This is a genomic window from Microbacterium sp. MM2322 (genome assembly GCF_964186585.1).
In the GTDB taxonomy this organism is placed as follows: domain Bacteria; phylum Actinomycetota; class Actinomycetes; order Actinomycetales; family Microbacteriaceae; genus Microbacterium.
The window spans coordinates 797633-820340 of the sequence record NZ_OZ075067.1; the positions used below are offsets into that span (position 1 = coordinate 797633).

At 70.8% G+C, this 22708-nt stretch carries 20 protein-coding genes; 12 read left to right on the plus strand and 8 right to left on the minus strand.

The annotated features are described in order from the left end of the window. The first annotated feature begins 3 nt into the window (after window positions 1-3). The gene (locus tag ABQ271_RS03885; protein ID WP_349310216.1) at window positions 4-1851 is read left to right on the plus strand and encodes a helicase HerA-like domain-containing protein; all 1848 of its coding nucleotides are present in this window, start codon (window positions 4-6) and stop codon (window positions 1849-1851) included. Beyond that, on the plus strand, window positions 1848-2450 hold the full coding sequence (locus tag ABQ271_RS03890) for a GNAT family N-acetyltransferase (protein ID WP_349310217.1): 603 nt from the start codon (window positions 1848-1850) through the stop codon (window positions 2448-2450). The genes ABQ271_RS03885 and ABQ271_RS03890 overlap by 4 nt, the downstream gene beginning before the upstream one ends. Here ABQ271_RS03890 and ABQ271_RS03895 read toward each other — a convergent pair. Then, entirely contained in the window at window positions 2445-3920 is a 1476-nt protein-coding gene (locus ABQ271_RS03895; RefSeq protein ID WP_349310218.1) for an MFS transporter, read from the minus strand. The genes ABQ271_RS03890 and ABQ271_RS03895 overlap by 6 nt on opposite strands. A 158-nt stretch (window positions 3921-4078) precedes the next feature. On the opposite strand from ABQ271_RS03895, the gene ABQ271_RS03900 reads away from it, so the two are divergent. Beyond that, entirely contained in the window at window positions 4079-5617 is a 1539-nt protein-coding gene (locus tag ABQ271_RS03900) for an SDR family oxidoreductase (protein ID WP_349310219.1), read from the plus strand. A 9-nt stretch (window positions 5618-5626) separates the two neighbouring features. On the opposite strand, the gene cydC is transcribed toward ABQ271_RS03900, so the two are convergent. Genes cydC through ABQ271_RS03920 form a run of 4 tightly spaced genes read right to left on the minus strand, consistent with a single transcriptional unit; the run spans window position 5627 to window position 11425 of the window. Continuing rightward, window positions 5627-7294, minus strand: a complete 1668-nt coding sequence (gene cydC, locus ABQ271_RS03905; protein ID WP_349310220.1) for a thiol reductant ABC exporter subunit CydC — start codon at window positions 7292-7294, stop codon at window positions 5627-5629. Continuing rightward, a complete protein-coding gene (cydD, locus tag ABQ271_RS03910) occupies window positions 7291-8931 on the minus strand; it encodes a thiol reductant ABC exporter subunit CydD (protein ID WP_349310221.1) in 1641 nt (546 codons plus the stop codon). The genes cydC and cydD overlap by 4 nt, the downstream gene beginning before the upstream one ends. Before the next feature lie 22 nt (window positions 8932-8953). Further along, on the minus strand, window positions 8954-9988 hold the full coding sequence (cydB, locus tag ABQ271_RS03915) for a cytochrome d ubiquinol oxidase subunit II (RefSeq protein WP_349310222.1): 1035 nt from the start codon (window positions 9986-9988) through the stop codon (window positions 8954-8956). A gap of 9 nt (window positions 9989-9997) precedes the next feature. After that, window positions 9998-11425, minus strand: a complete 1428-nt coding sequence (locus ABQ271_RS03920) for a cytochrome ubiquinol oxidase subunit I (RefSeq protein WP_349310223.1) — start codon at window positions 11423-11425, stop codon at window positions 9998-10000. Between the two features lie 144 nt (window positions 11426-11569). Between ABQ271_RS03920 and ABQ271_RS03925 the strand changes: the two genes are divergently transcribed. After that, a complete protein-coding gene (locus ABQ271_RS03925) occupies window positions 11570-13792 on the plus strand; it encodes a serine hydrolase (protein ID WP_349310224.1) in 2223 nt (740 codons plus the stop codon). Between the two features lie 2 nt (window positions 13793-13794). Here ABQ271_RS03925 and ABQ271_RS03930 read toward each other — a convergent pair whose 3' ends face one another. Next, window positions 13795-14418: an ArsR family transcriptional regulator gene (locus tag ABQ271_RS03930; RefSeq protein ID WP_349310225.1), complete on the minus strand. Its 624-nt coding sequence runs from the start codon at window positions 14416-14418 to the stop codon at window positions 13795-13797. 72 nt (window positions 14419-14490) lie between these two features. Between ABQ271_RS03930 and ABQ271_RS03935 the strand changes: the two genes are divergently transcribed. From ABQ271_RS03935 to ABQ271_RS03965, 7 genes are all read left to right on the plus strand, one after another. Continuing rightward, complete coding sequence (locus tag ABQ271_RS03935) at window positions 14491-14988, plus strand: DUF427 domain-containing protein (protein WP_349310226.1); 498 nt, start codon at window positions 14491-14493, stop codon at window positions 14986-14988. Window positions 14989-15060: 72 nt separating this feature from the next. Further along, window positions 15061-15987, plus strand: coding sequence for an iron-siderophore ABC transporter substrate-binding protein (locus ABQ271_RS03940; RefSeq protein WP_349310227.1), 927 nt, complete (start codon window positions 15061-15063; stop codon window positions 15985-15987). Further along, window positions 15984-16988 (plus strand): iron chelate uptake ABC transporter family permease subunit, encoded by a 1005-nt coding sequence (locus ABQ271_RS03945; protein WP_349310228.1) that lies wholly within the window; start codon window positions 15984-15986, stop codon window positions 16986-16988. Before ABQ271_RS03940 ends, ABQ271_RS03945 begins: the two co-directional genes overlap by 4 nt. Then, window positions 16988-18028, plus strand: coding sequence for an iron chelate uptake ABC transporter family permease subunit (locus ABQ271_RS03950; protein WP_349310229.1), 1041 nt, complete (start codon window positions 16988-16990; stop codon window positions 18026-18028). Before ABQ271_RS03945 ends, ABQ271_RS03950 begins: the two co-directional genes overlap by 1 nt. Further along, window positions 18021-18836 carry an ABC transporter ATP-binding protein gene (locus ABQ271_RS03955; protein ID WP_349310230.1) on the plus strand — a complete coding sequence of 272 codons (816 nt, stop codon included), beginning with the start codon at window positions 18021-18023 and terminating at the stop codon, window positions 18834-18836. The genes ABQ271_RS03950 and ABQ271_RS03955 overlap by 8 nt, the downstream gene beginning before the upstream one ends. Then, window positions 18833-19678, plus strand: coding sequence for a siderophore-interacting protein (locus ABQ271_RS03960; protein ID WP_349310231.1), 846 nt, complete (start codon window positions 18833-18835; stop codon window positions 19676-19678). Before ABQ271_RS03955 ends, ABQ271_RS03960 begins: the two co-directional genes overlap by 4 nt. Window positions 19679-19693: 15 nt before the next feature. Beyond that, the gene (locus tag ABQ271_RS03965) at window positions 19694-20167 is read left to right on the plus strand and encodes an ASCH domain-containing protein (RefSeq protein ID WP_349310232.1); all 474 of its coding nucleotides are present in this window, start codon (window positions 19694-19696) and stop codon (window positions 20165-20167) included. A gap of 64 nt (window positions 20168-20231) precedes the next feature. On the opposite strand, the gene ABQ271_RS03970 is transcribed toward ABQ271_RS03965, so the two are convergent. Together ABQ271_RS03970 and ABQ271_RS03975 are read right to left on the minus strand one after the other, a co-directional pair. Beyond that, window positions 20232-21272 (minus strand): LLM class flavin-dependent oxidoreductase, encoded by a 1041-nt coding sequence (locus ABQ271_RS03970; RefSeq protein ID WP_349310233.1) that lies wholly within the window; start codon window positions 21270-21272, stop codon window positions 20232-20234. A gap of 76 nt (window positions 21273-21348) precedes the next feature. Then, entirely contained in the window at window positions 21349-22209 is an 861-nt protein-coding gene (locus tag ABQ271_RS03975) for an SDR family oxidoreductase (RefSeq protein ID WP_349310234.1), read from the minus strand. Between the two features lie 108 nt (window positions 22210-22317). Here ABQ271_RS03975 and ABQ271_RS03980 point away from each other — a divergent pair, with 108 nt between their 5' ends. Further along, window positions 22318-22680, plus strand: coding sequence for a helix-turn-helix domain-containing protein (locus ABQ271_RS03980; RefSeq protein ID WP_036309960.1), 363 nt, complete (start codon window positions 22318-22320; stop codon window positions 22678-22680). Window positions 22681-22708: the final 28 nt, after the last annotated feature.

The following is a 22708-nucleotide window of genomic DNA, read 5'->3' on the forward strand; positions in this document are numbered from 1 at the left end:
GGCATGAGCGCCGACGAAGCCGCTGCCGAACTCGCCCGCCTCGAAGCAGAGGCCGCCGCCGCCGAGGCCGAGCTGAAGCTCGCGCGGGCGCAGGCGGCCCTCGCCGCTGCCCGCGCCGAAGCCGCGAAGGCGCAGGGGGATGCCGCTGCCACCCAGGCCCCGACGACAGATCCCCCGCCCGCCGAGCCCAGCGCGGCGGCAGACGCGGCCGACGACACGGCCGGCCCGCTCGACGCCACCGAGGTCGCCCGCATCGTCGCGGGCTACACGTTCGACGAAGCGACGCTCGACCTTGGCGCGCTCGTCAACGGCGATGCGGTCCGCGACGCGCAGATCCGCATCCCGCTCGCCATGACGAACCGGCACGGGCTCGTCGCCGGCGCCACCGGTACGGGCAAGACACGCACGCTGCAGGGGCTCGCGGAGCAGCTCGCGGCGAAGGGCGTCCCCGTCTTCGCCGCCGACATCAAGGGCGACCTGACAGGCGTCGCGACGGCGGGGGAGTCGACCCCGAAGCTCCTGGCCCGCACCGAGGCGATCGGGCAGGCGTGGGAGCCGGCGGCATCCGTCACGGAGTACTTCGCCCTCGGCGGGATCGGAACGGGCGTGCCGGTGCGCGCCACGGTCACCGGGTTCGGCCCGTTGCTGCTGAGCCGCGTCCTCGGGCTCAACGAGACGCAGGAGTCCAGCCTCGGGCTCGTCTTCCACTACGCCGACGCGCACGCGCTGCCGCTCGTCGATCTGGCGGACCTCCGCGCCGTCCTCACGTATCTGACGAGCGACGGCGGCAAGGCCGAGCTGAAGACCCTCGGCGGGCTCTCGTCCGCGACGGCGGGCGTCATCCTCCGCGAACTCATCACCTTCGCCGACGGGGGCGCCGACGTCTTCTTCGGCGAGCCCGAGTTCGACGTCCGCGATTTCCTCCGAACGGCGCCCGACGGACGCGGGATCATCTCGCTGCTCGAGGTTCCCGGCATCGCCGACAAGCCCGAACTGTTCTCGACGTTCCTCATGTACCTGCTGGCGGAGCTGTTCGAGATCCTCCCCGAGGTGGGGGATGCCGACAAGCCGAAGCTCGTGTTCTTCTTCGACGAGGCGCACCTCCTCTTCCGCGACGCGTCGAAGGCGTTCACCAGCGCGATCGTGCAGACCGTCCGCCTCATCCGATCGAAGGGCGTCGGCGTCTTCTTCGTGACGCAGACGCCGAAGGACGTCCCCGCCGACGTGCTCGGTCAGCTCGGCTCGCGCATCCAGCACGCGCTGCGGGCGTTCACCCCGGATGACGCGAAGGCGCTCCGTGCGACGGCGAGCACGTATCCGACGTCGGGGTACGACCTCGAGCGCGTGCTGCAGGAACTCGGCACGGGCGAGGCGATCGTGACCGTCATGAACGAGAAGGGCGCGCCGACCCCGGTCGCCTGGACGCGGTTGCGCGCGCCGCAGGGGCTCATGTCCCCGACGGCGGCGACCGCCGTGCAGGCCGCGGTCGCCGCCTCACCCCTCCTCGCCACCTACGGGACCCCTGTGGACCGCGAGTCCGCGCGAGAGATCCTCGGCGCGAAGATGGCCGCGGCCGATGCGGCCGTGGATGCGGCAAAGGCCGCCGCCGACAAGGCGAAAGCCGACGCCGAGTACGCGAAGCAGAAGGCGGCATCCGACAAGGCGCAGCAGAAGGCCGAGCGCGACGCGCAGCGCGAATACGAGCGGATCCTCCGGACGACGGGCGGACAGACTCGCACGCGCCGGCGACCCCAGGCATCCCCCCTCGAGGAGATCCTCGGATCCAAGACCACGCAGACGATCATCGGAAGCGTCATCCGTGGCGTTTTCGGGAATGGACGACGCCGATGACCGCTTCCCGCATCCGTCCGTTCCGCCCCGGCGACGAACCCGCGCTCGCCGAGATCTGCTTGCGCACTGCGGATGCCGGGGGCGACGGGACCGGCATCTTCGAGGACGACGCCATCTGGGCCCACATCTGGGTGCTGCCCTACGCCGAACGTCACCCTGATCTCGCCTTCGTCGTGGAGGAGGAGGACGGCACGGTGTCGGGATACGTCGTCGGGACCCCCGACACCGACGCGTTCGAGCAGTGGTTCCGGGACGAATGGTGGCCGCGGCACGCCCACAAGTGGCCGAAGCCTGAGAAGGAGATCACCCGTCAGGACGGGACGCTCCTCTACGCCTACGGGCGCGGTGAGAAGCCCGAGCCGTTCGCGGCCGAGTTCCCCGCGCACCTGCACATCGACCTGCTTCCGCAGGCTCAGGGCAAGGGCGCGGGGCGGCGCCTCATCGAGACCCTCTTCGCCGCGCTCCGCGAGCGGGGCGTGCGCGGTCTCCACCTCGTCGCCTCGGCGGAGAACACCGGCGCGATGGCGTTCTACACGCGTCTCGGTTTCGCGCCGCTGCCGTCCTCGCCGGGGTCTCGCGCCTACGGCATCCCGCTATGACCGGTGGACGGGGATGGGCATCGTCGACGTGTCGATGAGCGGGTCCTCGTCCTGGCGGGCGACCACCTCGAGGGCTTCCTCCCGCGTCTCGACCGTCGGAACCGATCCGAGCAGCGGCCGCTTCGCGGTCTCCTTCATCGACAGCAGGGCGATGCCGCCGAGCGCGGCGAAGAACATGATGTAGAACGCCGGCATGAAGGTGTTGCCGGTGAGTTTGATGAGCGCCTGACTGAACAGCGGCGTCGTGCCGCCGAACAGGGACACCGAGACGTTGTAGGCGATCGCCATGGCCCCGAAGCGGGATGCCGTCGGGAACAGCGCGGGCAGGGTCGACGCCGACACGGCGACATAGAACGCGACAGGGATCGCGACCATCGCCAGCGCCACGAACACAGCCCACTCCTCACCGATCTGCATGATGGCGAACGCGGGGATCATCAGGACGATCGTCGATCCCGCGGCGATCATGTACACGGGGCGACGGCCGATGCGGTCGCTCAGGCGGCCGATGAACGGCAGGCAGACCGACATGACGAGGAGCACGGGGACGGTCGCGACCGCGGCGCCGAGGTTCGAGACACCGACCTCCTCCTCGAGGTACGTCGGCATGTAGCTCGTGAGCGCGTACCCCGCGGTGTTCGTCGCGGCGACGATCGCGATGCCGATGAGCACTTCGCGCCAGTGGTGACGGAGGATGCCGCCGATGCCGTGGCGGGCGAGCGGGTCGTCGCGGTCCGCGTCGAGATTGGACTCGGCCTCCTCGTCCGCCGCGTTCTCGTAGGCGGGGGTCTCGGGGATCTTGAGGCGGAACCAGATCGCAACGATGCCGAGCGGGATGGCGACGAGGAACGGGATGCGCCAGCCGAAGTCGACCATGGCGGTGTCGCCCCAGATCGACTCGGTGATGATCGTGGTCAGAGCGACGACCGAGGCGCCGGCGGCGAAGCCGACGTACGAGCCGAGATCGAGCCACGACGACCAGAAGCCGCGCCGCTTGTCGGGCGAGAACTCCGCGACGTAGGTGGTGGCGCCGGCGTACTCGCCGCCGGTCGAGAAGCCCTGGACCATTTTGAGGAGGTAGAGCGGCGCGATCGCCCACAGGCCGATCTGCTGGCTCGTGGGAAGGACGCCGATGAGTGCCGTGGCGAGAGCCATCATCGCCATCGTGAAGAACAGCACCTTCTGGCGCCCGATGCGGTCGCCGAGGGGCCCGAGCACGAGTCCGCCGATCGGGCGGACGAGGAACGAGATCGCGAAGCCGAAGAGAGCGGCCAGCAGATTCCACGGTTCGGGGAGATCCGCGGTGAACACGGCCGAGATCGTGACGGCGAGGTAGCCGTAGATCCCGAAGTCGAACCACTCCATGAAGTTGCCGACCACGGTGCCGCCGATGGCGGTGCGGACACGCTTGGTGTCGACCACGATGACGTCGTCGACATCGAGGCGGGGCGGTGGCGAAGAGCGGGTCACAGCGTCGGAGGACGGGGGTACCGGGGGACGGGATGACCTGGCCATCTCTCCACGGTACGAAGCGGCGCGCAACATCGCACCTCGGCGGTGTGTCTCTTGACAAACCCGGGATGCTGCGCAGTGGTCGCCGCCTTCCGGGGGCGGTCTATGGTGACGGAATGAGCGAGCTCTCCGCCCCCACCGGCCGTGAACCGGCCCTCGTCGCGCGACCCCGTCCCGACGGGTCGGCGCCCCGAGCGCTCGTCCTCGGCGCCACGGGATACCTCGGTGGACGCCTCGTTCCCCGCCTCCTGTCGGCGGGCTACCGGGTGCGTGTGCTCGTGCGGACTCCAGCGCGCGTCGCGGCGTTCGTCTGGGGGAGCGAGGTCGAGGTCGTCGAGGGCGCTGCCGAAGACGCGGATGCCGTGGCCCAGGCGGTCGAGGACGTCGACATGCTCTACTACCTCGTCCACTCGATGGGCGGCGGCGCCGACTTCGAGTCGAAGGACCTCCGCGCCGCCGAGACGGTCGCCGATGCGGCGGCCGCGGCATCCGTCGGTCGGATCGTGTACCTCGGTGGACTGCACCCGGCCGGCGTGGCACTGAGCCCGCACCTGCGATCGCGGGTCGAGGTCGGCGAGGTGCTGCTGCAGAGCGGCGCGCCCACTCTCGTGCTGCAGGCAGGGGTCGTGATCGGGTCGGGCTCCGCGTCGTTCGAGATGGTCCGCCACCTCACCGACGTGCTGCCGTACATGCCCGCGCCGAAGTGGGTGCGCAACCGCATCCAGCCGATCGCCGTCCGCGACGTCCTTCACTACCTGCTCGCCGCGGCGCAAGTCGACCCGGAGGTCAACCGGGCCGTCGACATCGGCGGACCCGACGTGCTGCGGTACGGCCAGATGATGAACGGGTACGCCGTGGAGGCGGGACTCCGGCAGCGCGCGATCGCGCCGCTTCCCGTCCTGACTCCCGGACTCGCGTCGCACTGGGTGAACCTCGTGACCCCCGTGCCGCGGTCGATCGCACGGCCGCTCATCGCGTCGCTGCAGAACGAGTGCATCATGGACGACCACGACGTCGACGACCTGCTGCCTCGGCCCGAAGGCGGGCTCACGTCGTACCGCGAGTCGGTGCGCCTGGCGCTTCGCAAGGTCGAAGCCGACGCCGTCGAGACGAGCTGGCAGGACGCCGAGGTCTCGTCGGTGCCGAGCGACCCGCTGCCGAGCGACCCCGAGTGGGCGGGCCGCCTCGTCTTCACCGACACGCAGACCGCGACGACGTCGGCGACCCCCGAACAGCTGTGGCGCGTCATCGTCGGCATCGGCGGCGAGAACGGCTGGTACTCGTCGCCGTTCCTCTGGGCCGTCCGCGGCTGGATGGACCGTCTCGTGGGCGGTGTCGGCCTGCAGCGAGGCCGCCGGAGTCGCGGCAAGGTCGCCGCGGGCGACGCGATCGACTTCTGGCGCGTCGAGGCGGTCGAAGAGGGCCACCTCCTCCGCCTGCGCGCGGAGATGAAGGTGCCCGGGCTCGCGTGGCTGGAGCTGCGGGCGAGTCCCGAGGGCTCAGGATCGCGCTACGACCAGCGCGCCGTGTTCTTCCCGACCGGTCTCGCCGGGCGCCTCTACTGGTTCGCGGTGCTCCCGTTCCACGGCTTCATCTTCCAGGGCATGGCGAACCGCATCGCCGCCGCGGCGGAACGCGAGGCGCCCACCGCCTGACACGTCTCGTCAGGCGGCATCCGTGATGCGGCCGTTCGCGACGCGCGCCGTGCGATCGACGAGGGATGCCGGGAGCTCCGCGTGCGAGATGAGCACGACGGCGTGCGAGGCGTCGACGGCGCCGAGCAGGTCGGTGAGGAGCGCGTCGGCCGCGGCCGGGTCGACCCCGGCGGTCGGCTCGTCGAGGATCAGGACGGTGAAGCCGCGCAGGAGCGCACGCGCGAGCGAGATGCGCTGCGCCTGACCACCGGAGACGAGCGAGCCGCGCTCGCCGACGCGCGCGTCGAGCCCGCCCCGGGCCCGCAGCCAGCCGCCCAGCCCGACCCGTTCCAGAACCCGCTCGAGGTCGTCGTCGGTCGCGGTGTCGCGTGCGAAGAGCAGGTTCTGGCGGATGTCCTCGTCGAAGAGCATCGGATGCTGCTCGCACAGCCCGACCGTCAGTCTGAGGTCGTCGGGGGCGATCGTCTCGACGGGGCGACCCCCGATCGTGTACTCGCCGTTCACTGCGAGGAACCGGACGAGGGCGTGGGCGAGGGTGGATTTGCCCGCCCCGCTCGCACCGACGACGTGCAGGCGCTCGCCGGGACGGAGGTCCAGGTCGACGCCGGTGAGAGCGGGATGCGTGGCACCCGGCCAGGTGACGTCGACTCCGCGCAGTCGCAGACCGTCGCCGAGCGCGGGTGCCTCGCCGGTCGGCGTGCCCGTGGGCGGGATCTCGGCCGGGACCGTCGCGGGCACCACCGAGGCCACACGGGATGCCGCGGCGCGCACCTGCCGCCACGCGGACGCCGCGAGCGGCACCGCAGCGAAGACCTCGAACACGGCCATCGGGACGAGGACGGCGACTCCGAGCGCGGGACCGGTGATCGAGCCGGCGGCGGCGGCCGGTGCGGCGACGAGGACGGCGGCGACGGTCGCGACTCCGGCGGCGAGTGAGACGAGTGCTGCCGTCCCCGCCTGCGCGCCCGCGCGGCGGAGCACCGCGCGGCGGAGAGCGGCATCCGCCTCGCAGACTGCGGCACGTGATGCGGTCTCCGCGCCGAAAGCCACCAGCACGTCGAGGCGCGACAGGTGGTCGAGCACGGCGTCGCGGAGCCGTGCCCGCAGCGGAGCGATCGAGCGTTCCGCGCGCGCGCCCGCTACCCATCCCCAGGCGAGCGCGGCGATGCCGGCGACGATCAGGCACCCGAGCAGGGTGAGCGCGGCCGGCCACCACACGAGCGCGACGAGGACGACCGCTCCGATCGCGACGGTGGCGGAGGATGCGAGGGGGAGGATGACTCGGAGGGGCAGATTCTGGAGCTCGTCGATGTCGTCGACGAGCGCGGCCGAGGCGGCGCCACGCGACGACGACGCCAGCCCGGCGGGAGCGTGCGGGAGCAGACGGCGCACCAGGTCGGTGCGGGTCGCCGCGAGCTGACGGAGGACCGCGTCGTGACTCGCGAGACGCTCGGTGTAGCGGAACACGGCACGCGAGAGCGCGAACGCGCGGACTCCGACGACGGCCGCTGCGACGTACATCACGAGGGGCTGCTCTGAGGCGCGGACGATGAGCCACGCGCTGACGGCGAGGAGCGCCACCGCCGACGCCTCGGATAGGAACCCGGACGCGAGAGCCCGCCAGAACCGGCGCGGCGGAGGGACGGAGGCGCGGAGGACGTCGGCGGTCGTCGTCATGCCCTCACCTCCGCGCCGCTCAGGCGGACGACCCGGTCGGCGATCGCTCGGGCGCTCTCGCGGTGGGAGACCAGGAGGATCAGGGCCCCGGCATCCGCCACGGATCGGAGCGACTGCCAGAGGTGGTCTTCCGCGGCGGCGTCGAGGGCCGCCGAGGGCTCATCGAGCGCGAGGACGGGCGCGTGCCCGCGCAGGTGACGCGCGAGGGCGCGGGCGACGGCGACGCGCTGCGCCTGGCCGCCCGACAGGCCGGCTCCCTGGACTCCCAGCATCCGCTCGGGGTCGACGTCGTCGAGACCCACGAGGTCGAGCACTCGCGCGACGATCTCGGCGGGCATGTCGCCGTCGCCGAGGGAGATGTTCGCAGTGATCGTGCCCGACGCGAGCCCCGGGCGCTGCCCCGCCCACGCCAGCCACGTGGACGGCGGGCGGGAGGTGGCATCCGCTCCGTCGAACTCGATGCGGCCGGTCGCGGGCGCGGCGCCGAGGAGCGCCTGCAGCAGGCTCGACTTGCCGGCGCCGCTCGGGCCTTCGATGAGCACGATCTCGCCCGAGCGGGCCTCGAGGTCGACCGGGGGAAGCTCGCGCACGCGGACGCCGTCGAGCCGCAGCCGGTGATCCGCCCCCGAAGCGGCCGTCGCCGTCGGCGGGGGCGGGACGGATGCCGCGGCTGCCTCGTCGAGCACGGCGAAGACGTCGCGCGTGGCGGCGACCCCTTCGCTCGACGCGTGGAACTGCACACCGACCTGGCGGATCGGGAGGAACGCCTCGGGGGCGAGGAGCAGGACGAACAGACCGACGCTCAGGGTGAGCGAGCCGTCGATCAGGCGGAACCCGATCGCGACGGCGACGATCGCGACCGAGATCGAGGCGAGGAACTCCAGCGCGAATCCGGAGAGGAAGGAGACGCGCAGCACCGTCATCGTCTCGCGACGGTAGTCGTCGGTCACCCGCTCGATCGAGTCGGCGGCGCGACGCTGCCGGCCGAAGACCGTGAGGGTCGACAGCCCCGCAACCGTCTCTGAGAACCGGGTCGCGAGTCGGGTGAGGGTCTCCCACTGGCGGCGCTGCACCGAGCGGGTCGCCAGACCGATGAGGATCATGAAGATCGGGATGAGGGGCAGGGTGAGGGCAACGGTGAGCCCGGAGATCGCGTCGGCCTGCCACATGACCGCGATGAGGAGGGGCGTTGCGATCACGGTCTGCACCAGCTGGGGAAGGTACCGACCGACGTAGGGCTCGAGTGCGTCGAGTCCGCGGCCCGCGACGAGGGCGAGGTGCGACGTGCTGCGGGTCGCCATCCACCCCGGGCCGAGCCGTGCGATGCCGTCGAGCACCGCCGCGCGCAGCTGCGACTCGACGCGGGCCGAGGCGCGCGCCGCGACCCGTTCGCGCAGGAGCGACAGCAGGGACCGGGCGACCACGACGGCGGTCAGCGCGACGAGCGTGCCGGTGAGATCGGCGCCCGCGATGGCGTCGACGATCGCGCGCGTCGTGAAGAACGCGAAGCCCACGATCGCCGCCGTCTGCGCGATCGAGAGGACCGCGATGACGACGAAGAACGATCGGGATGCCGCCGCGTACCGCCACAGGCGAGGGTCCACCGGCGGCTGCCGGGGTTCGACCTCAGGAGCCATGGATCGATCCTCCCCCGCTCGCTCAGTGAGCGGGCGCGGCATCCGCCTTCTCGATCTGGACGCGGGTGATGCGCTTGCGGAAGACCCAGTAGGTCCAGGCCTGGTAGGCGAGGATCCCCGGCACGAAGATGACCGCCGCCCAGGTCATGACGCCGAGCGTGTAGTCGGTGCTCGAGGCGTTCTCGATCGTGAGGGAGAACGCGGGGTCGGTCGACGACGGCATCACGTACGGGAAGAGGGCGAACCAGAGCATCAGGACCGCGGTGACGATCGTGACCGCGCCGAGCGCGAACGCCCAGCCGTCGCGACGGCGGAGGTTGGCGACCGCCGACCCGAGAAGAGCCAGCGCGGCGAGGGCGCCGCATCCGATCACCACCGCCAGCAGCGGGGCGTCGCGGTCCATCGCGATGACGGTCGTCCAGACGACCGTGCCGGCCGCGAACGCGATCGCCGGGAACGCGACCCGCTGGGCCAGGCGGTGCGCGTCGTCCTTCACCCGGCCGTCGGCCTTCAGCCCGACGAAGTACAGGCCGTGCAGGAAGAAGAGGAGGAGCGTCGTGACACCGACGCAGAGGGCGTAGGGGTTCAGGAGCGTCAGGAGCGAGCCGGTGACGTTCTTGTCGGCGTCGATCGGGACGCCCTGCACGATGTTGCCGAAGGCGACACCCCAGAGGAGGGCCGGGATGACCGACCCGATCACGATCATCCGGTCGAACCCGCGCTTCCACGCGAGCCCCTCGCGCTGGTGGCGGTACTCGAACGAGACGCCGCGGAGGATCAGGGCGAGGAGGATCAGCAGCAATGGCAGGTAGAAGCCGCTGAACAGGGTCGCGTACCACTCGGGGAACGCGGCGAACAGGCAGGCGCCGGCCACGATGACCCAGGTCTCGTTGAGGTCCCACACGGGGCCGATGGTGTTGATGACCTGGCGGCGCGACACTTCATCTCGGCCGAGGAACGGCAGGCTCATCCCGACGCCGAAGTCGAACCCGTCGAGCACGAAGTAGCCGACGAAGAACACACCGACGATGAAGAACCAGAGGTAGGCGAGATCCATGGCGTGCTCCTAGTAGACCGTCGAGGGGGTCTGATCGACCGGCAGAGCCCGCGGGTCGGGGTCGTCGGGACCGGGCAGGGGGTCGGGACCCTGCTGCGCGGCTTTCAGGATGAGGCGGAACTCGACCACCGCGAGCGCCGCGTAGATCGCGGTGAAGGCGACCAGAGAGATCAGTACGGTCCAGCCGGGGACGTTCGGGGAGACGCCGTCCTCGGTGTGCATCAAGCCGAACACGATCCAGGGCTGGCGGCCCATCTCGGTGAAGATCCAGCCCACGAGGCTGCCGAAGAGGGGGAGCGGGGCGGACCAGATGGCGACGCGCCACATCCATCCGGCGACGGGTCGCGTGGCCTTCCTACGCGTGACCCAGAGACCGGCGACCGAGATGAGCGTCGCGATGCCGCCGAAGCCCATCATCCAGCGGAACGACCAGTAGGTGACCCAGATCTCGGGCATGTAGTCGACGCCCGCGCCGTACTTTTGCGTGTAGAGATCCTGCAGGTTGTTGAGACCTTCGACGCAGCCGTCGAGCGTGTGCGTGGAGAGGAACGAGAGCAGGTAGGGCACGCGCAGCGACCAGACCTCCGCCGTCCCGTCGGGGGTGCCGATGGAGAAGATCGAGAAGGATGCGTCCGCTCCGCACGCCGTCTTCCAGAGGGCCTCGGCAGCCGCCATCTTCATCGGCTGGGTCTGCACCATGACGAGCCCGAGCTGGTCGCCGCTGATGGCCGTGCCGACGAAGGAGATGATCATGAACCACATCCCGTATCGGAGCACCGGGCGCATGGTGTCGAGGTGCTGCCCGCGGCGCAGGTGGTAGGCGGCAACGGCGATGATGACGGCCGCGGTGAACATGAACGCCGCGAAGATCGTGTGCGGGAAGGCGGCGAGCGCGACCGGATTGGTGAGGAGCGCGAAGAAGTCCGTCAGCTCCGCTCGTCCGGTCTCGGGGTTCAGCTCGTACCCGACCGGGTTCTGCATGAACGCGTTCGCGGTGAGGATGAAGTAGGCCGACAGGATCGACCCGAACGCCGTCGCCCAGATGGTGAGCAGGTGGATGCGGCGGGGCAGCTTGTCCCACCCGAAGATCCACAGCCCGATGAACGTCGCCTCGAAGAAGAAGGCCATCAGGCCTTCGAAGGCGAGCGGTGCGCCGAAGACGTCGCCGACGAAGCGGGAGTAGTCCGACCAGTTCATGCCGAACTGGAACTCCTGCACGATGCCGGTGACGACGCCCATCGCGAAGTTGATGAGGAAGATCTTGCCGAACAGGCGCGTGATGTGCAGCCATTTCACGTCGCCGGTGCGGTGCCAGATCGTCTGGAAGATCGCCACCGTGAGTGCCATGCCGAGCGTCAACGGCACGAACAGGTAGTGGTAGAGCGTCGTCAGGCCGAACTGCAGGCGAGACAGGATGAGCGGGTCCAGAAAGTCCACGGGCTTGGTCCTTCCACGGGTATGTTCCGACGGTACGACTCGCCGCTGATCACGGGATCGGATCGGGCCGTGCAAAACAATCGGATGCCGCCGAGCCCGTGTCCGCGATGGTGGGAGCGGTCTCCGCCGCCTACGGTTGGCCACATGACTCGCGGCCACTCCACCCGCGTTCCCGCGACGGCGCGGCGGACGACAGCTCTCACCGCGGTCTGGCTGAGCGCTGTCCTGGTGCTCACGTCGACCCCGGCGGAGGCCGCGCAGACGCCCACGCCGACTCCCACACCGACGGCGTCTGCCACTCCGAGCCCCACTCCGACGCGGAGTCCCACGCCGACGCCGTCTGCCACGCCGACGCCGAAGCCGTCTCCCACGCTGACCCCCTCTCCGTCTCCCTCACCCACGCCGACTCCCACACCCACGCCGACTCCCACACCCACGCCGACTCCCACTCCCACACCCGCGCCGACCCCCGTCCCGACTCCGGATGCCGGTGCTCGCCTCGCGGCGCCGCCCGCGCCGCGGATGCCGTCGGCCACACGGATCAGCGCCCCCACTGCCGCGGATCAGACCATCGCGGCCAGTCGCGCCCTCTTCCCGAACGGGAGCGCGGAGGTCGTCATCTCGGCCGCGAAACGCCACGACGCGCAGATCGCCGCCTACCTCGCAGGCGCCCGCAGAGTGCCCCTGCTCTACGTGGCGCCGGACGCGATCCCCGCTTCCATCACGACCGAACTCGCGCGTCTGAAACCGAGGCGCATCCTCGTCGTCGGGTCGACCGCGTCGGTGGACGCCGCGGTCGCGCGCGTCCTCGCGAAGACGGCTCCCGTCGAGCGGATCTCCGGCGGGGACACCTACGCGCTGTCGCGAGCAGTCCTGCGTTTCCAGGGCCCTGTCGACCGGGTGTACGTCGCTGACGGTCGCACCATGGACACCGCTCCCATCGCTGCGGCCGCGGCGGCAGCGACCGGGGCGGGCTTCATGGCCGTGGACGGCCGCGGCACCGCATCGGTCGCGACGATGGACGCCCTGCGCGCAGTGAAGGCGAAGGGCGTCGTCCTGATGAACGTGCCTTCAATGATGGGATCGGCGTTCGTCGACAAGATCCGATCCGCCGGCATCAGCGTCAGGCGCATGGCAGGCAGCACCAGCGAGGCCGTCGCGATCGCCACCGCGGCCGACTACCCCGACACGACGACCCGGGCCGTCGTCGTCTCGGGCGCCGGCATCCCCCATCACGAGTCCGGCACGGGGGCCGCGGTCGCCGGTGCGCTGCGGCAGCCGTTCCTCTACGCGCGCGCCGAATGCGTCTCGGACGCGGCAGCGGCCTTGCTCGACAGGCGCCGCGACACCGTCCTCGCGGTAGGGCCGGCGAGCCGCCTGCACGCGACGGTGCTCTCCGGCGACGGGTGCACGGCCGTCCGAGGCGCCGCGGCCGTGACGCTCCGAGACAAGATCGCCGCCACCATGAAGCGGCATCCCTCCTCGTCCTATGCCGTCACCGTCCGTCAGATCGGCGGACTGGAGGTCGTCTCGGGCCTCACCGGCGCGACGCGTCGCGAGCCGGCCAGCATGATGAAGCTCTTCGTCACCTGGGCGGCGCTCACGAGAGTCGACAAGAAGCAGGCGTCGCTGACGACCAAGCTCTCGTCAGGGCTGACCGTCCAGGAGTGCCTCCGCGAGCTCATCTGGATGTCGGACAACTACTGCCACACCGACCTCGTGCACTGGATCGGCATCTCGAACCTGAACAAGCAGATCGCCGCGGCGGGCTACTCGCAGACGTCGTACGGTCGCGTTCTGAAGGGTCAGGACGTCCTCTACGGAGGTAACCGCACCACGTCGAACGACCTCAGCCTGCTGCTCTATCGCCTCGAGAAGGGCCAGCTCCTGAGCAAGGCGAGCACGGGGGTGATGCTCACTCTCATGCACACGCAGCTCTTCCGCTCCCGCATCCCGAACGGCATCCCCGCATCCGCCTACCAGGCGTCCAAGCCGGGGTCGCTGTGGGTGAAGGGCGGGCTCCTGCAGGCCGACTCGGCGATCGTCCGAGGCCCGAAGGGAACCTTCGTGCTCACGGTCATCGGGGACGCCGGTTCGTCGAAGGCCGGCATCCGCGACATCGCGCGCACCGTGTACACGCACGTCAACGGGACGTTCACGACCGCGGCGAACCACTCCGACCTTCACGTGCGGACGACGAAGAACGCGACGTGGCGAAAGAGCGCGGGCGGCGCGGTGGGTGGAACCATCCCGAAGGGCACGCCGTTGCAGGTCTCGGACTCGAAACGGCACTGGTACAAGCTGCACTACCGGGGCGGCTACGCATGGATCTGGTACTCCTCGGTGCGGAGCAACCTCGCGTATTGACGTCAGGCGTCGGGTCGGCGGCGCAGCAGCTGGATGACGCACTGCTGCGTGTCGCACGACGAGCGCATGCCGTCGACGGCGAGCGGTCCGCCGGCCTCGCTCAGGGCGCCCTGCATGAGTCCGAGGTGGACGTCGCAGAGGGTTTCGCGGTGGTCGGCCTGATCTGCCGCGTGCGCGCAGGGCGTGAGGTCGATCGTGAGGTCGTCCTCGTCGATCTCGGGGTCGAAGCCGCCGTCGAGGAGTTGCTCGACGAGCGCGTCCAGCTGGTGCTGTTCCACGCCCGTGAGGGTTCCTGCGGTCTCGGGCATGACGCGCCGCATGAGGTCGCCGCGTTCGACGGCCGCCTGCACCTTGCGCCGGTGTTCCGGACTCGACACGCTCACGCCGTCGACCGCGCGGTAGAGCACGCGGGGCCGGCCGCGGACCGTGCGCTTCTCGATCTCGGTCGCGACGAAGCCGCGGTCGATGAGGCGCTGCAGGTGCTCGCGGACGGTGTTCGGATGCAGTGACGTCGCCGCCACGAGCTCGCCGACGGTCTGCTGCGGAGTGGTCTGCAGCAGGTGGAGGATCTCCACGCGCGAAGAGGTGGAGATCGCGTTGTAGGCCGTCGGGCGCCGGGCCGTCATGCGTCCATTATCGCGGGATGCCGGGTGTCCCGGCGCGGCCCCTGCATGGGATTCCGCCCCTAATCTGGAGGCATGCGGCATCCCACCCCCGACCCGGTCGGACCGGGACAGGAGAGTGTCTGGGACTACCCCCGGCCTCCCCGCGTCGAACCCGTTCCCGGCACCGTCACGATCACGCTCGGCGGCGAGCGCATCGTCGCCACGACCGGCGCCCTGCGAGTGCTGGAGACGAGTCATCCGCCCGTCTACTACCTGCCGATCGCCGACTTCGTCCCTGGTGCCCTGACCCGCGGGGAGGGGGCGTCCTTCTGCGAATTCAAGGGCGGCGCGCGCTACCTCGACGTGCACGGCGGCGGCCAGACGCGACCGGCGGCCGCGTGGAACTACCCGACGCCCGAGCCCGGGTACGAGGAACTCGCGGATCGGGTCGCGGTGTACGCGCAGCAGATGGACGCGTGCACGGTGGCGGGGGAGACGGTAGTCCCGCAGCCGGGCCGCTTCTACGGCGGGTGGATCACGTCGCAGGTCGTCGGACCGTTCAAGGGGATCCCGGGCTCGATGGGCTGGTGAGTGCGGGCGGCACGAGGGAGGGTCAGTGCTTAGGGTAGCCTTACCTCGCACCTAGGAAAGGTTCTCTCCCGCATGTCCCCTCGCACCCGCCTGGTCCTCGCCTCTGCGTCCGGACTCCTCGCTCTCGCCCTGGCCGGCTGTACCGTCGCCGCCACCCCCGCGCCCGCCGCCGGCTCCGGCTCCGTCGAGACCCGGTCCGTCACCCACGCCCGGGGGACGGCGAAGGTTCCCGAGTCGCCTGCCCGCGTCGTGACGCTCGAACCCCTCGAGCTCGACACCGCGGTCGCGGTCGGCATCACCCCCGTCGGGGCGGCTGTCGCCGGCAACGTGACGAAGCTGCCCGCCTACCTCGGCGTCACGGACGTGACACCCGTCGGAACCGTCCCCGAGCCCGACCTCGAGGCGATCGCGGCGCTCAAGCCCGACCTGATCCTCGGCACCGAGTCACGGCACTCCGACCTCTTCGACCAGCTCGACGCCATCGCCCCCACCGTGTTCATCGCCTCGCAGGCCGACCCGTGGCGCGACAACGCGAAGCTCATCGGTGAGGCCCTCGGGCGGGAGGACGAGGTCGAGGACCTCCTCTCGGACGTCGACGACGACTGCGCCCGCATCCGCGACGAATTCGATGTCGACGGCCAGACCGCGCAGCTCATCCGCCCGCGCGACGAGACGACCCTGAGCCTCTACGGACCGGTGTCGTTCGCCGGCAGCCTCCTCGAGTGCGTCGGATTCACCATCCCCGACCAGCAGTGGGAGGACGGCCTGCAGGCTGATCTCTCGCCCGAGAACATCGCGTCGGCGACGGCCGATCACGTCTTCGTCACCGCGACCGACGTCTCCGACCGTTCCGAGATCCCCGCGGCGATCAGCGGGAACGCGGACGCGTTCCCCGACGTGACCCTCGTCGACACCAGCACGTGGGTGTCCGGTGTCGGCCCGAAGGGCGCCGAAGCCGTGCTGGGCGACATCGAGCGGTACCTCTCCGCGAGCCGGTGAGCGTCGCCGCCGGCCCGGGTCGCCGCATCCTCGGTGTCGGCGTCGTCCTGGCGACCCTCGTCGCTGTTGTCGTCGCCTCGCTCGCGCTCGGTGCGAACCCCCTGTCGCCGAACGCGGTGGTCGACGCGCTGGCGGGTCACGGCACCCGCGAGACCGCCTTCGTCGTGTGGGACCTCCGGGTGCCGCGGACGCTCGTCGGCCTCGTAGCGGGTGCCGCGCTGGGGGCGGCGGGGGCGCTGATGCAGGCCTTCACCCGCAACCCGCTCGCCGACCCCGGGCTCCTCGGCGTGGGAGCGGGCGCGGCGTTCGCTGTGGCGATCGGTGTGTCGCTGTTCGGGCTCTCGGGTGCCGGCGAGGTGGTGTGGCCCGCGTTCGTCGGCGCTCTCCTCGTGACCCTCGCGGTGTACGCGATCGGTGCGAGCGGCACCGGGGGAGCGGTGCGGCTCATCCTCGCCGGCGTGGCGCTCGGGGCCGTCCTGTCCGGCGTGACGACGGCGATCACTCTGACCGACCCCGAGGCCTTCGACAGGATGCGGGGATGGAACGCCGGCTCGCTCCTCGGCGCCGGACTCGGTGACCTGGCCGCGATCGCCCCGTTCGCCGCCGCGGGCGTCCTCGTCGCCCTCGTTCTGTCTCCGGGACTGAACGCCCTCGCCCTCGGCGACGACGTCGCCCGCTCGCAGGGCGCCAATGTCGCGCGCATCCGGATCGGCGTCGTCGTCGCCGTCACCCTGCTCGCCGGTGCGGCGACGGCGCTGGCCGGGCCGATCTCGTTCGTCGGGCTGATGGTTCCGCACGTCGTGCGGTGGCTCGTCGGCACGGATCAACGCGCCATCCTGCCGATGTCGCTGGTGGCGGGACCGATCGTCGTCCTCACCGCCGACATCCTCGGTCGCTTGCTGATCGCTCCCGCCGAGGTGCCCGTGGGGATCGTCGTCGCGTTCGTCGGCGCACCGATCCTGGTGGCGCTCGCCCGTCGGCGGACGGCGAGGGCGCTGTGATGGCGGTGACCGTCGCGCCGGGCCGTGCCGTGAGGCCTGCGAGGCCGGTGGCCGCCGGTCCGGGGCGTGCCCTCGTCGTGGGGGTCGCGGCATCCGTCGTGTTGGTCGTCCTCGCCGTCCTCGGCCTGGTCCTCGGCGACTTCCCCATCGAGCTGCAGCGGATCCCCGGGATCCTCGCGGGCGGCGGCGAACGGATCGAACGCACGGTCGTCGTCGACTGGCGACTGACCCGGGTGATCGCGGCCGTCGGGGTGGGTGCCCTCCTCGGGATCGCGGGCGCGCTGTTCCAGACCGTGACGCGCAATCCGCTTGCGAGCCCCGACATCCTGGGCCTGTCGAGCGGCGCGTTCAGCGGCATGCTGCTGACGCTGGTCCTCGTGTCCGCGAGCTGGCAGGCGCTCGTCGCCGGTTCGCTGGTGGGTGGACTCGTGACCGCCCTCGTGATCCAGCTGCTGGCCTCGCGGGACGGTCTGCAGGGATTCCGGATCATCGTCGTCGGCATCGGGGTGTCGGCGATGCTCGCCTCGCTGAACACGTGGCTGCTGCTGCAGGTCGAGCTGGAGACCGCCATGTTCGCGTCGGCGTGGGGGGCGGGTTCGCTCAACGGCGTCGCCGACGGACCGGTCGCGGGCGCACTCGTCGCTGCTGTTCCGATCGCCGCGGTCGCGTTCTGCCTGGTCCCGCGGATGCGGCAGCTCGAACTCGGCGACGACCTGGCGGCCGCGACGGGAGCCCGGCCGCGCGCCGTTCGGGCGCTCGCTCTGCTCGCCGGGGTCGGCCTCGTGTCGGCCGCGACCACAGTGGCCGGGCCGGTCGCCTTCGTCGCGTTGGCGGCCCCGCAGGTCGCGCGTCGACTCGCGCGCACCCCGTCGCTGCCGCTCGGGTTGTCGGCTCTCCTCGGCGCGGTGATCCTGCTCGCCTCCGATCTCGTCGCGCAGCACGCGCTGCCGGCGCCCCTGCCCGTCGGCGTCGTGACCGTCTCGGTCGGCGGCGTCTACCTTCTGTCCGTCATCGTCATGGAGATCCGCCGCCGTGCCTGAGCGTCATCCCGCCTCCCTCGCCGTCGAGAACGCGTCGTTCGCCTACGCCGACACCCGTATCGTCGAGCAGCTGTCCCTGCAGATCGAACCGGGGTCGTTCACGGTCATCATCGGCCCCAACGCGTGCGGCAAGTCCACTCTGCTGCGAGGACTCGCCCGGTTGCTGCCACCCGAGGAGGGGCGCGTCGTCCTCGACGGTCGGTCGATCGCCGACATCCCCGCGAAGGCGCTCGCGCGTCGGCTCGGCCTCCTGCCGCAGACGGCTGTCGCCCCCGAGGGCATCACGGTCCGCGACCTCGTTGCGAGAGGGCGTTACCCGCATCGGGGGATGCTGCGACCCTGGTCGGCCGCGGACGAGTCCGCCGTCGTCGACGCCCTCGCCGCGACCGGGACGTCGGATCTCACGGACCGGCCGGTGGATGCGCTCTCGGGCGGACAGCGTCAGCGCGTCTGGATCGCGATGGTGTTGGCGCAGCAGACCGAGGTCCTGCTCCTCGACGAGCCGACGACGTACCTGGATGTCGCTCATCAAGTGGAACTGCTCGAACTCCTCGCGGCGCTCCACGAGCAGGGGCGGACGATCGTCGCCGTCCTGCACGACCTGAACCAAGCCGCGCGCTATGCCACGACCGTCGTCGCGATGCGCGACGGGCAAGTCATCGCCGAGGGGACGCCGGCCGAGGTCGTCACGAGCGAGAACGTCTCGGCCGTGTTCGGCCTCGCCAACACCGTCATCCCCGACCCCGTCACCGGAGGGCCGCTCGTCGTGCCTCTCCGCGCCCCGCACGTCGCGGAGGCCCGACGATGACCGCGGTTCTGGAGCGTCCCTGGGCGTACAGCGCGTTCGAGGTGGAGGTCGCCGCGTCGGAGCGGCTGAGCACGAGGTTCGTGCGGATCACCCTGCGAGGCGACGCGCTCCGGAACTTCGCGCCGTGGGGGCTCGACCAGCGCATCAAGCTCGTCCTCCCGTTGCCCGGCGGCGGGCTCGCCGATTTCGGATTGCTCGAGGAACCCACACCGCATCCGTCCGACTGGTACAGCCGGTGGAAGGAGCTCGACGAGGGGGAGCGGAACGTCCTGCGCACCTACACGCCCGCCGCGATCCGGCCCGAGGCGGGTGAGATCGACGTCGACGTCTACGTGCACACTCCCGCCGGGCCCGCCTCCGTGTGGGCGACATCGGCGCGTCCGGGCGACCGGCTCGTCGTGACCGGGCCCGATCGTCGCATGGGGTGGACGGGATACGGTCTGCACTGGCATCCCGGGTTGGCGCGGCGGGTGCTGCTGGTTGCGGACGAGACCGCGTACCCGGCGGCGCGGAACATCGTGTCAGCGCTGGACGACGGTGTCGTCGCCGACGTGGTGGTGGATGCCGCCACCCCCGACGACGACCTCCTGTCACCGTATGTCGGTGCTCCGCATCGAGCCGTCCGGGTCGATCGCGAGCGCTCGGGGGCACTCGAGCGCGCCGTCATCCAGTGGGCGACGGCGACGGCGGAGCTGCCCCGAGAGGAGGTCTACGTCTGGCTCGCCGGCGAGTCCGGCACCGTCACGTCGCTCCGTCGCCTGCTGACCGGTCGGCTGGGTCTCCCGAAGGAGCGGGTCGCGTTCCTCGGCTACTGGCGCGAAGGCGGTCCGCTCGTCGGCTGAGGATAGGGTCGCGGGATGAGTTCGCGTGCGTCTGTGTCCGAGTTCTGGCGGGAGTGCCGTGAGATCGTCGGCGGGCTTCCCGAAGCCGAGCCGGAGGCGTGGGGTTTCGGGGCGACTCCGCCGCAGGCCGACGACCTGCTTTCACTGGTGCTCGCCGGCACCAAGACCGCCACGGCGTCGTCGCTGCGCGACTACGAGGCCGACGGCGACCCGGTGCCGGCGGCCGGCGACCTCAGCATCGTGCTCGACGGAAGCGGAGCCCCTCGCGCGCTGATCCGGACCATCACCGTCGACATCGTCCCGTTCCGCGAGGTGACGGCCGACCATGCCGTCGCGGAGGGGGAGGGTGACCTCTCGCTCGAGGGGTGGCGCGCCGCGCACGAACGGTTCTGGCGCACCCACTCGAGCGACCCGCGGGGGTTCGAGCCCGACATGCCCGTCGTCTGCGAACGCTTCGAGCTGCTGCATCCAGCGGCCGGGAGGCACTGAGGGCCTCGTCCTCGCACCGGCGCTGCGACCGCGCACGCCTCGCGCGGTGCAGCCCGGGTTCGGGTCAGACGGTCGCGACCGCGTGCGACGGCACCCAGCCCAGCGACGGGGCGACGTAGGTCGCGAACGACTCGACGAGGCGCAGGTTGAACTCGACACCCAACTGGCTCGGGATGGTGAGCATGAGCGTGTCGGCTTCGCGCACCGCGGCGTCGTGCTGCAACTGCTCGACCAGTTCGTCGGGCGTGCCGGCGTAGGTCTTGCCGAAGGTCGACCTCATCCCGTCGATGACGCCGATCTGGTCGCCATCCGAGCGTCCGCCGAAGTACATGGCGTCCTCGGCCGTCGTGATCGGGAAGATGCTGCGGCTCACCGACACCCGCGGCGTACCGGTGTGCCCGGCCTCACGCCACGACGTGCGGAACGCATCGATCTGCTCGGCCTGCAGGATGTCGAAGGGCCGTCCGTCGGCTGAAGTGAGGAGCGTCGACGACATGAGGTTGACACCCATGCGACCGGCCCATTCGGCCGAATCGCGGTTGCCCGCACCCCACCAGACGCGCGAGCGGAGCCCGGGGGAGTGCGGTTCGATCCGCTGCATCCCCTGACCTCCGCCGAACGGGCTGTGCGGGTCGCTTTCGGCGAGGCCTTCGCCGTCGATCGCGCGGAGGAAGAGGTCGAAGTGTTCGCGGGCGAGGTCCGCGCCGCGGGGGTCTTCCGAGCCGGTGTACCCGAAGGTCTCGTAGCCGCGGACAACGCTCTCGGGTGACCCACGGCTGACGCCGAGGGCGAGTCGGCCGTCACTGATGAGGTCGAGGGCCGCGGCCTCTTCGGCGAGGTAGAGGGGGTTCTCGTACCGCATGTCGATGACGCCGGTCCCGACCTCGATGTGCGAGGTCCGCGCCGCGATCGCGGCGAGCAGCGGCATGGGCGACGCCTGCTGTCGGGCGAAGTGGTGCACGCGGAAATAGGCGCCGTTGACGCCCAGCTCGTCCATGCCCTGGGCCAGGTCGATCGCCTGCTTCAGCGAGTCGCCGGCGGTGAGTTCGCGACCCCCGCCGAGGGGGCCGTAATGACCGAAGGACAGCGTTCCGAAGCTCTGCATACCCGTCCCAACGCCGAAGCCGCGGCATCCATTCCGATGAATATGGATGCCGCGGCTCGACACGCGTCGACCGAGGTCAGCTCGCGGGAGTGAGGGCGCGGAACGCCTCGACCCACGACGTGGTGGGGCGTCCGATGAGGTTCGTCAGGTCCTGCTCGCTGACATCCAGGGCGCCGCGCGAGATGTCCGTGTCGAGCGCGACGACGAACCCGACCGTCGCCTCGTCGAGACCGAAGGAAGCGAGGCGGGTGGACAGCTCTTCTGTCGTGGCCGGGGCGTAGACGACCTCGCGGCCGAGCACCTCGCTCATCGCGGCGGCGATGTCGGCGTAGGTTGCGCGCGGGCCGGCGAGCTCATAGGTGCGACCGACGTGACCGTCCTCGAGGAGGACGACCGCGGCCGCCTCGGCGAAGTCGACTCGCGCCGCGGCAGACACGGCGGCGTCACCGACCGCAGCCGAGAACACGCCGGTCTGCGCGGCGCCGGCCAGATCGCCGGCGTAGTTCTCCATGTACCAGTTGTTGCGCAACAGGACAGCGGGAACGCCGCTGGCGGCGATGGCTTCTTCGGTCGCCTTGTGCTCGGGTGCGAGGACGAGCTCGACCGTGTCGGCATGGGAGACGCTCGTGTAGGCGAGCTTGCTCACACCCGCGCGCGCGGCCGCGGCGATGACGTTGAGGTGACCGGGGACGCGGTTGCCCGGCTCGGACCCCGAGATCAGCAGCACGCTGTCGACGCCGTCGAGGGCGGCATCGATCGACTCGGGCACGGTGTAGTCGAGCGGCACGACGCGGACTCCCTTGTCGGCGAGGTCGGCGGCCTTCGCCACCGTGCGAGCACCCGCGACGATGCTGTCGGGGGAGGCCCCGCGAGCGATGAGCGCGTCGACGACGAGGTGTCCGAGTTGTCCGCTGGCGGCGGTGACGAGGATGGTCATGGCGAGTCCTTTCGATGATCGAGCGAGATGCGCGACATCGGGGAGAACCCGCGTTGCGGCCTTAAACATTCCAGCTGGAGGGTACCCACTTTCAGGTAAGCTGCTCACATGTCGGTCAGTTACGCGCAGTTGCAGCAGGAGTCGCCGGGGATCTTCACGGAGGCCTGCCCCTCGCGGACCGTTCTGGATCACATCATGAGCAAGTGGGGCGTGCTCGTCCTCCTCTCCCTCACCGACGGCACGCGTCGATGGGGCGAATTGCGGCGCAGCGTCGACGGCATCAGCGAGAAGATGCTGGCGACCACTCTCCGCACCCTCGCCGCCGACGGCATCGTCGAGCGGACGTCGTACCCCGAGGTCCCGCCGCGGGTCGAGTACTCCCTGACGCCCCGAGGCATCGAGCTGATGGAGCGTGTCATGCCCCTCATGAGCTGGATCCAGGCCAACGCGGAGGACATCGTCACACGCTGACATACGCCCGCTGACCCGCCCTCGGGCA

Excerpts from the sequence above, each read along its gene's own strand:
- ABQ271_RS03980 (WP_036309960.1), top strand. The coding sequence starts at position 22,318 with ATGTCGGTCAGTTACGCGCAGTTGCAGCAGGAGTCGCCGGGGATCTTC.
- cydB (WP_349310222.1), bottom strand. The coding sequence starts at position 9,988 with ATGGATCTCGCCTACCTCTGGTTCTTCATCGTCGGTGTGTTCTTCGTC.
- ABQ271_RS03890 (WP_349310217.1), top strand. The coding sequence starts at position 1,848 with ATGACCGCTTCCCGCATCCGTCCGTTCCGCCCCGGCGACGAACCCGCG.
- ABQ271_RS03940 (WP_349310227.1), top strand. The coding sequence starts at position 15,061 with ATGTCCCCTCGCACCCGCCTGGTCCTCGCCTCTGCGTCCGGACTCCTC.
- ABQ271_RS03885 (WP_349310216.1), top strand. The coding sequence starts at position 4 with ATGAGCGCCGACGAAGCCGCTGCCGAACTCGCCCGCCTCGAAGCAGAG.
- ABQ271_RS03960 (WP_349310231.1), top strand. The coding sequence starts at position 18,833 with ATGACCGCGGTTCTGGAGCGTCCCTGGGCGTACAGCGCGTTCGAGGTG.
- ABQ271_RS03900 (WP_349310219.1), top strand. The coding sequence starts at position 4,079 with ATGAGCGAGCTCTCCGCCCCCACCGGCCGTGAACCGGCCCTCGTCGCG.
- ABQ271_RS03975 (WP_349310234.1), bottom strand. The coding sequence starts at position 22,209 with ATGACCATCCTCGTCACCGCCGCCAGCGGACAACTCGGACACCTCGTC.
- ABQ271_RS03935 (WP_349310226.1), top strand. The coding sequence starts at position 14,491 with ATGCGGCATCCCACCCCCGACCCGGTCGGACCGGGACAGGAGAGTGTC.
- ABQ271_RS03925 (WP_349310224.1), top strand. The coding sequence starts at position 11,570 with ATGACTCGCGGCCACTCCACCCGCGTTCCCGCGACGGCGCGGCGGACG.
- ABQ271_RS03950 (WP_349310229.1), top strand. The coding sequence starts at position 16,988 with ATGGCGGTGACCGTCGCGCCGGGCCGTGCCGTGAGGCCTGCGAGGCCG.
- ABQ271_RS03965 (WP_349310232.1), top strand. The coding sequence starts at position 19,694 with ATGAGTTCGCGTGCGTCTGTGTCCGAGTTCTGGCGGGAGTGCCGTGAG.
- cydD (WP_349310221.1), bottom strand. The coding sequence starts at position 8,931 with ATGGCTCCTGAGGTCGAACCCCGGCAGCCGCCGGTGGACCCTCGCCTG.
- cydC (WP_349310220.1), bottom strand. The coding sequence starts at position 7,294 with ATGACGACGACCGCCGACGTCCTCCGCGCCTCCGTCCCTCCGCCGCGC.
- ABQ271_RS03930 (WP_349310225.1), bottom strand. The coding sequence starts at position 14,418 with ATGACGGCCCGGCGCCCGACGGCCTACAACGCGATCTCCACCTCTTCG.
- ABQ271_RS03970 (WP_349310233.1), bottom strand. The coding sequence starts at position 21,272 with ATGCAGAGCTTCGGAACGCTGTCCTTCGGTCATTACGGCCCCCTCGGC.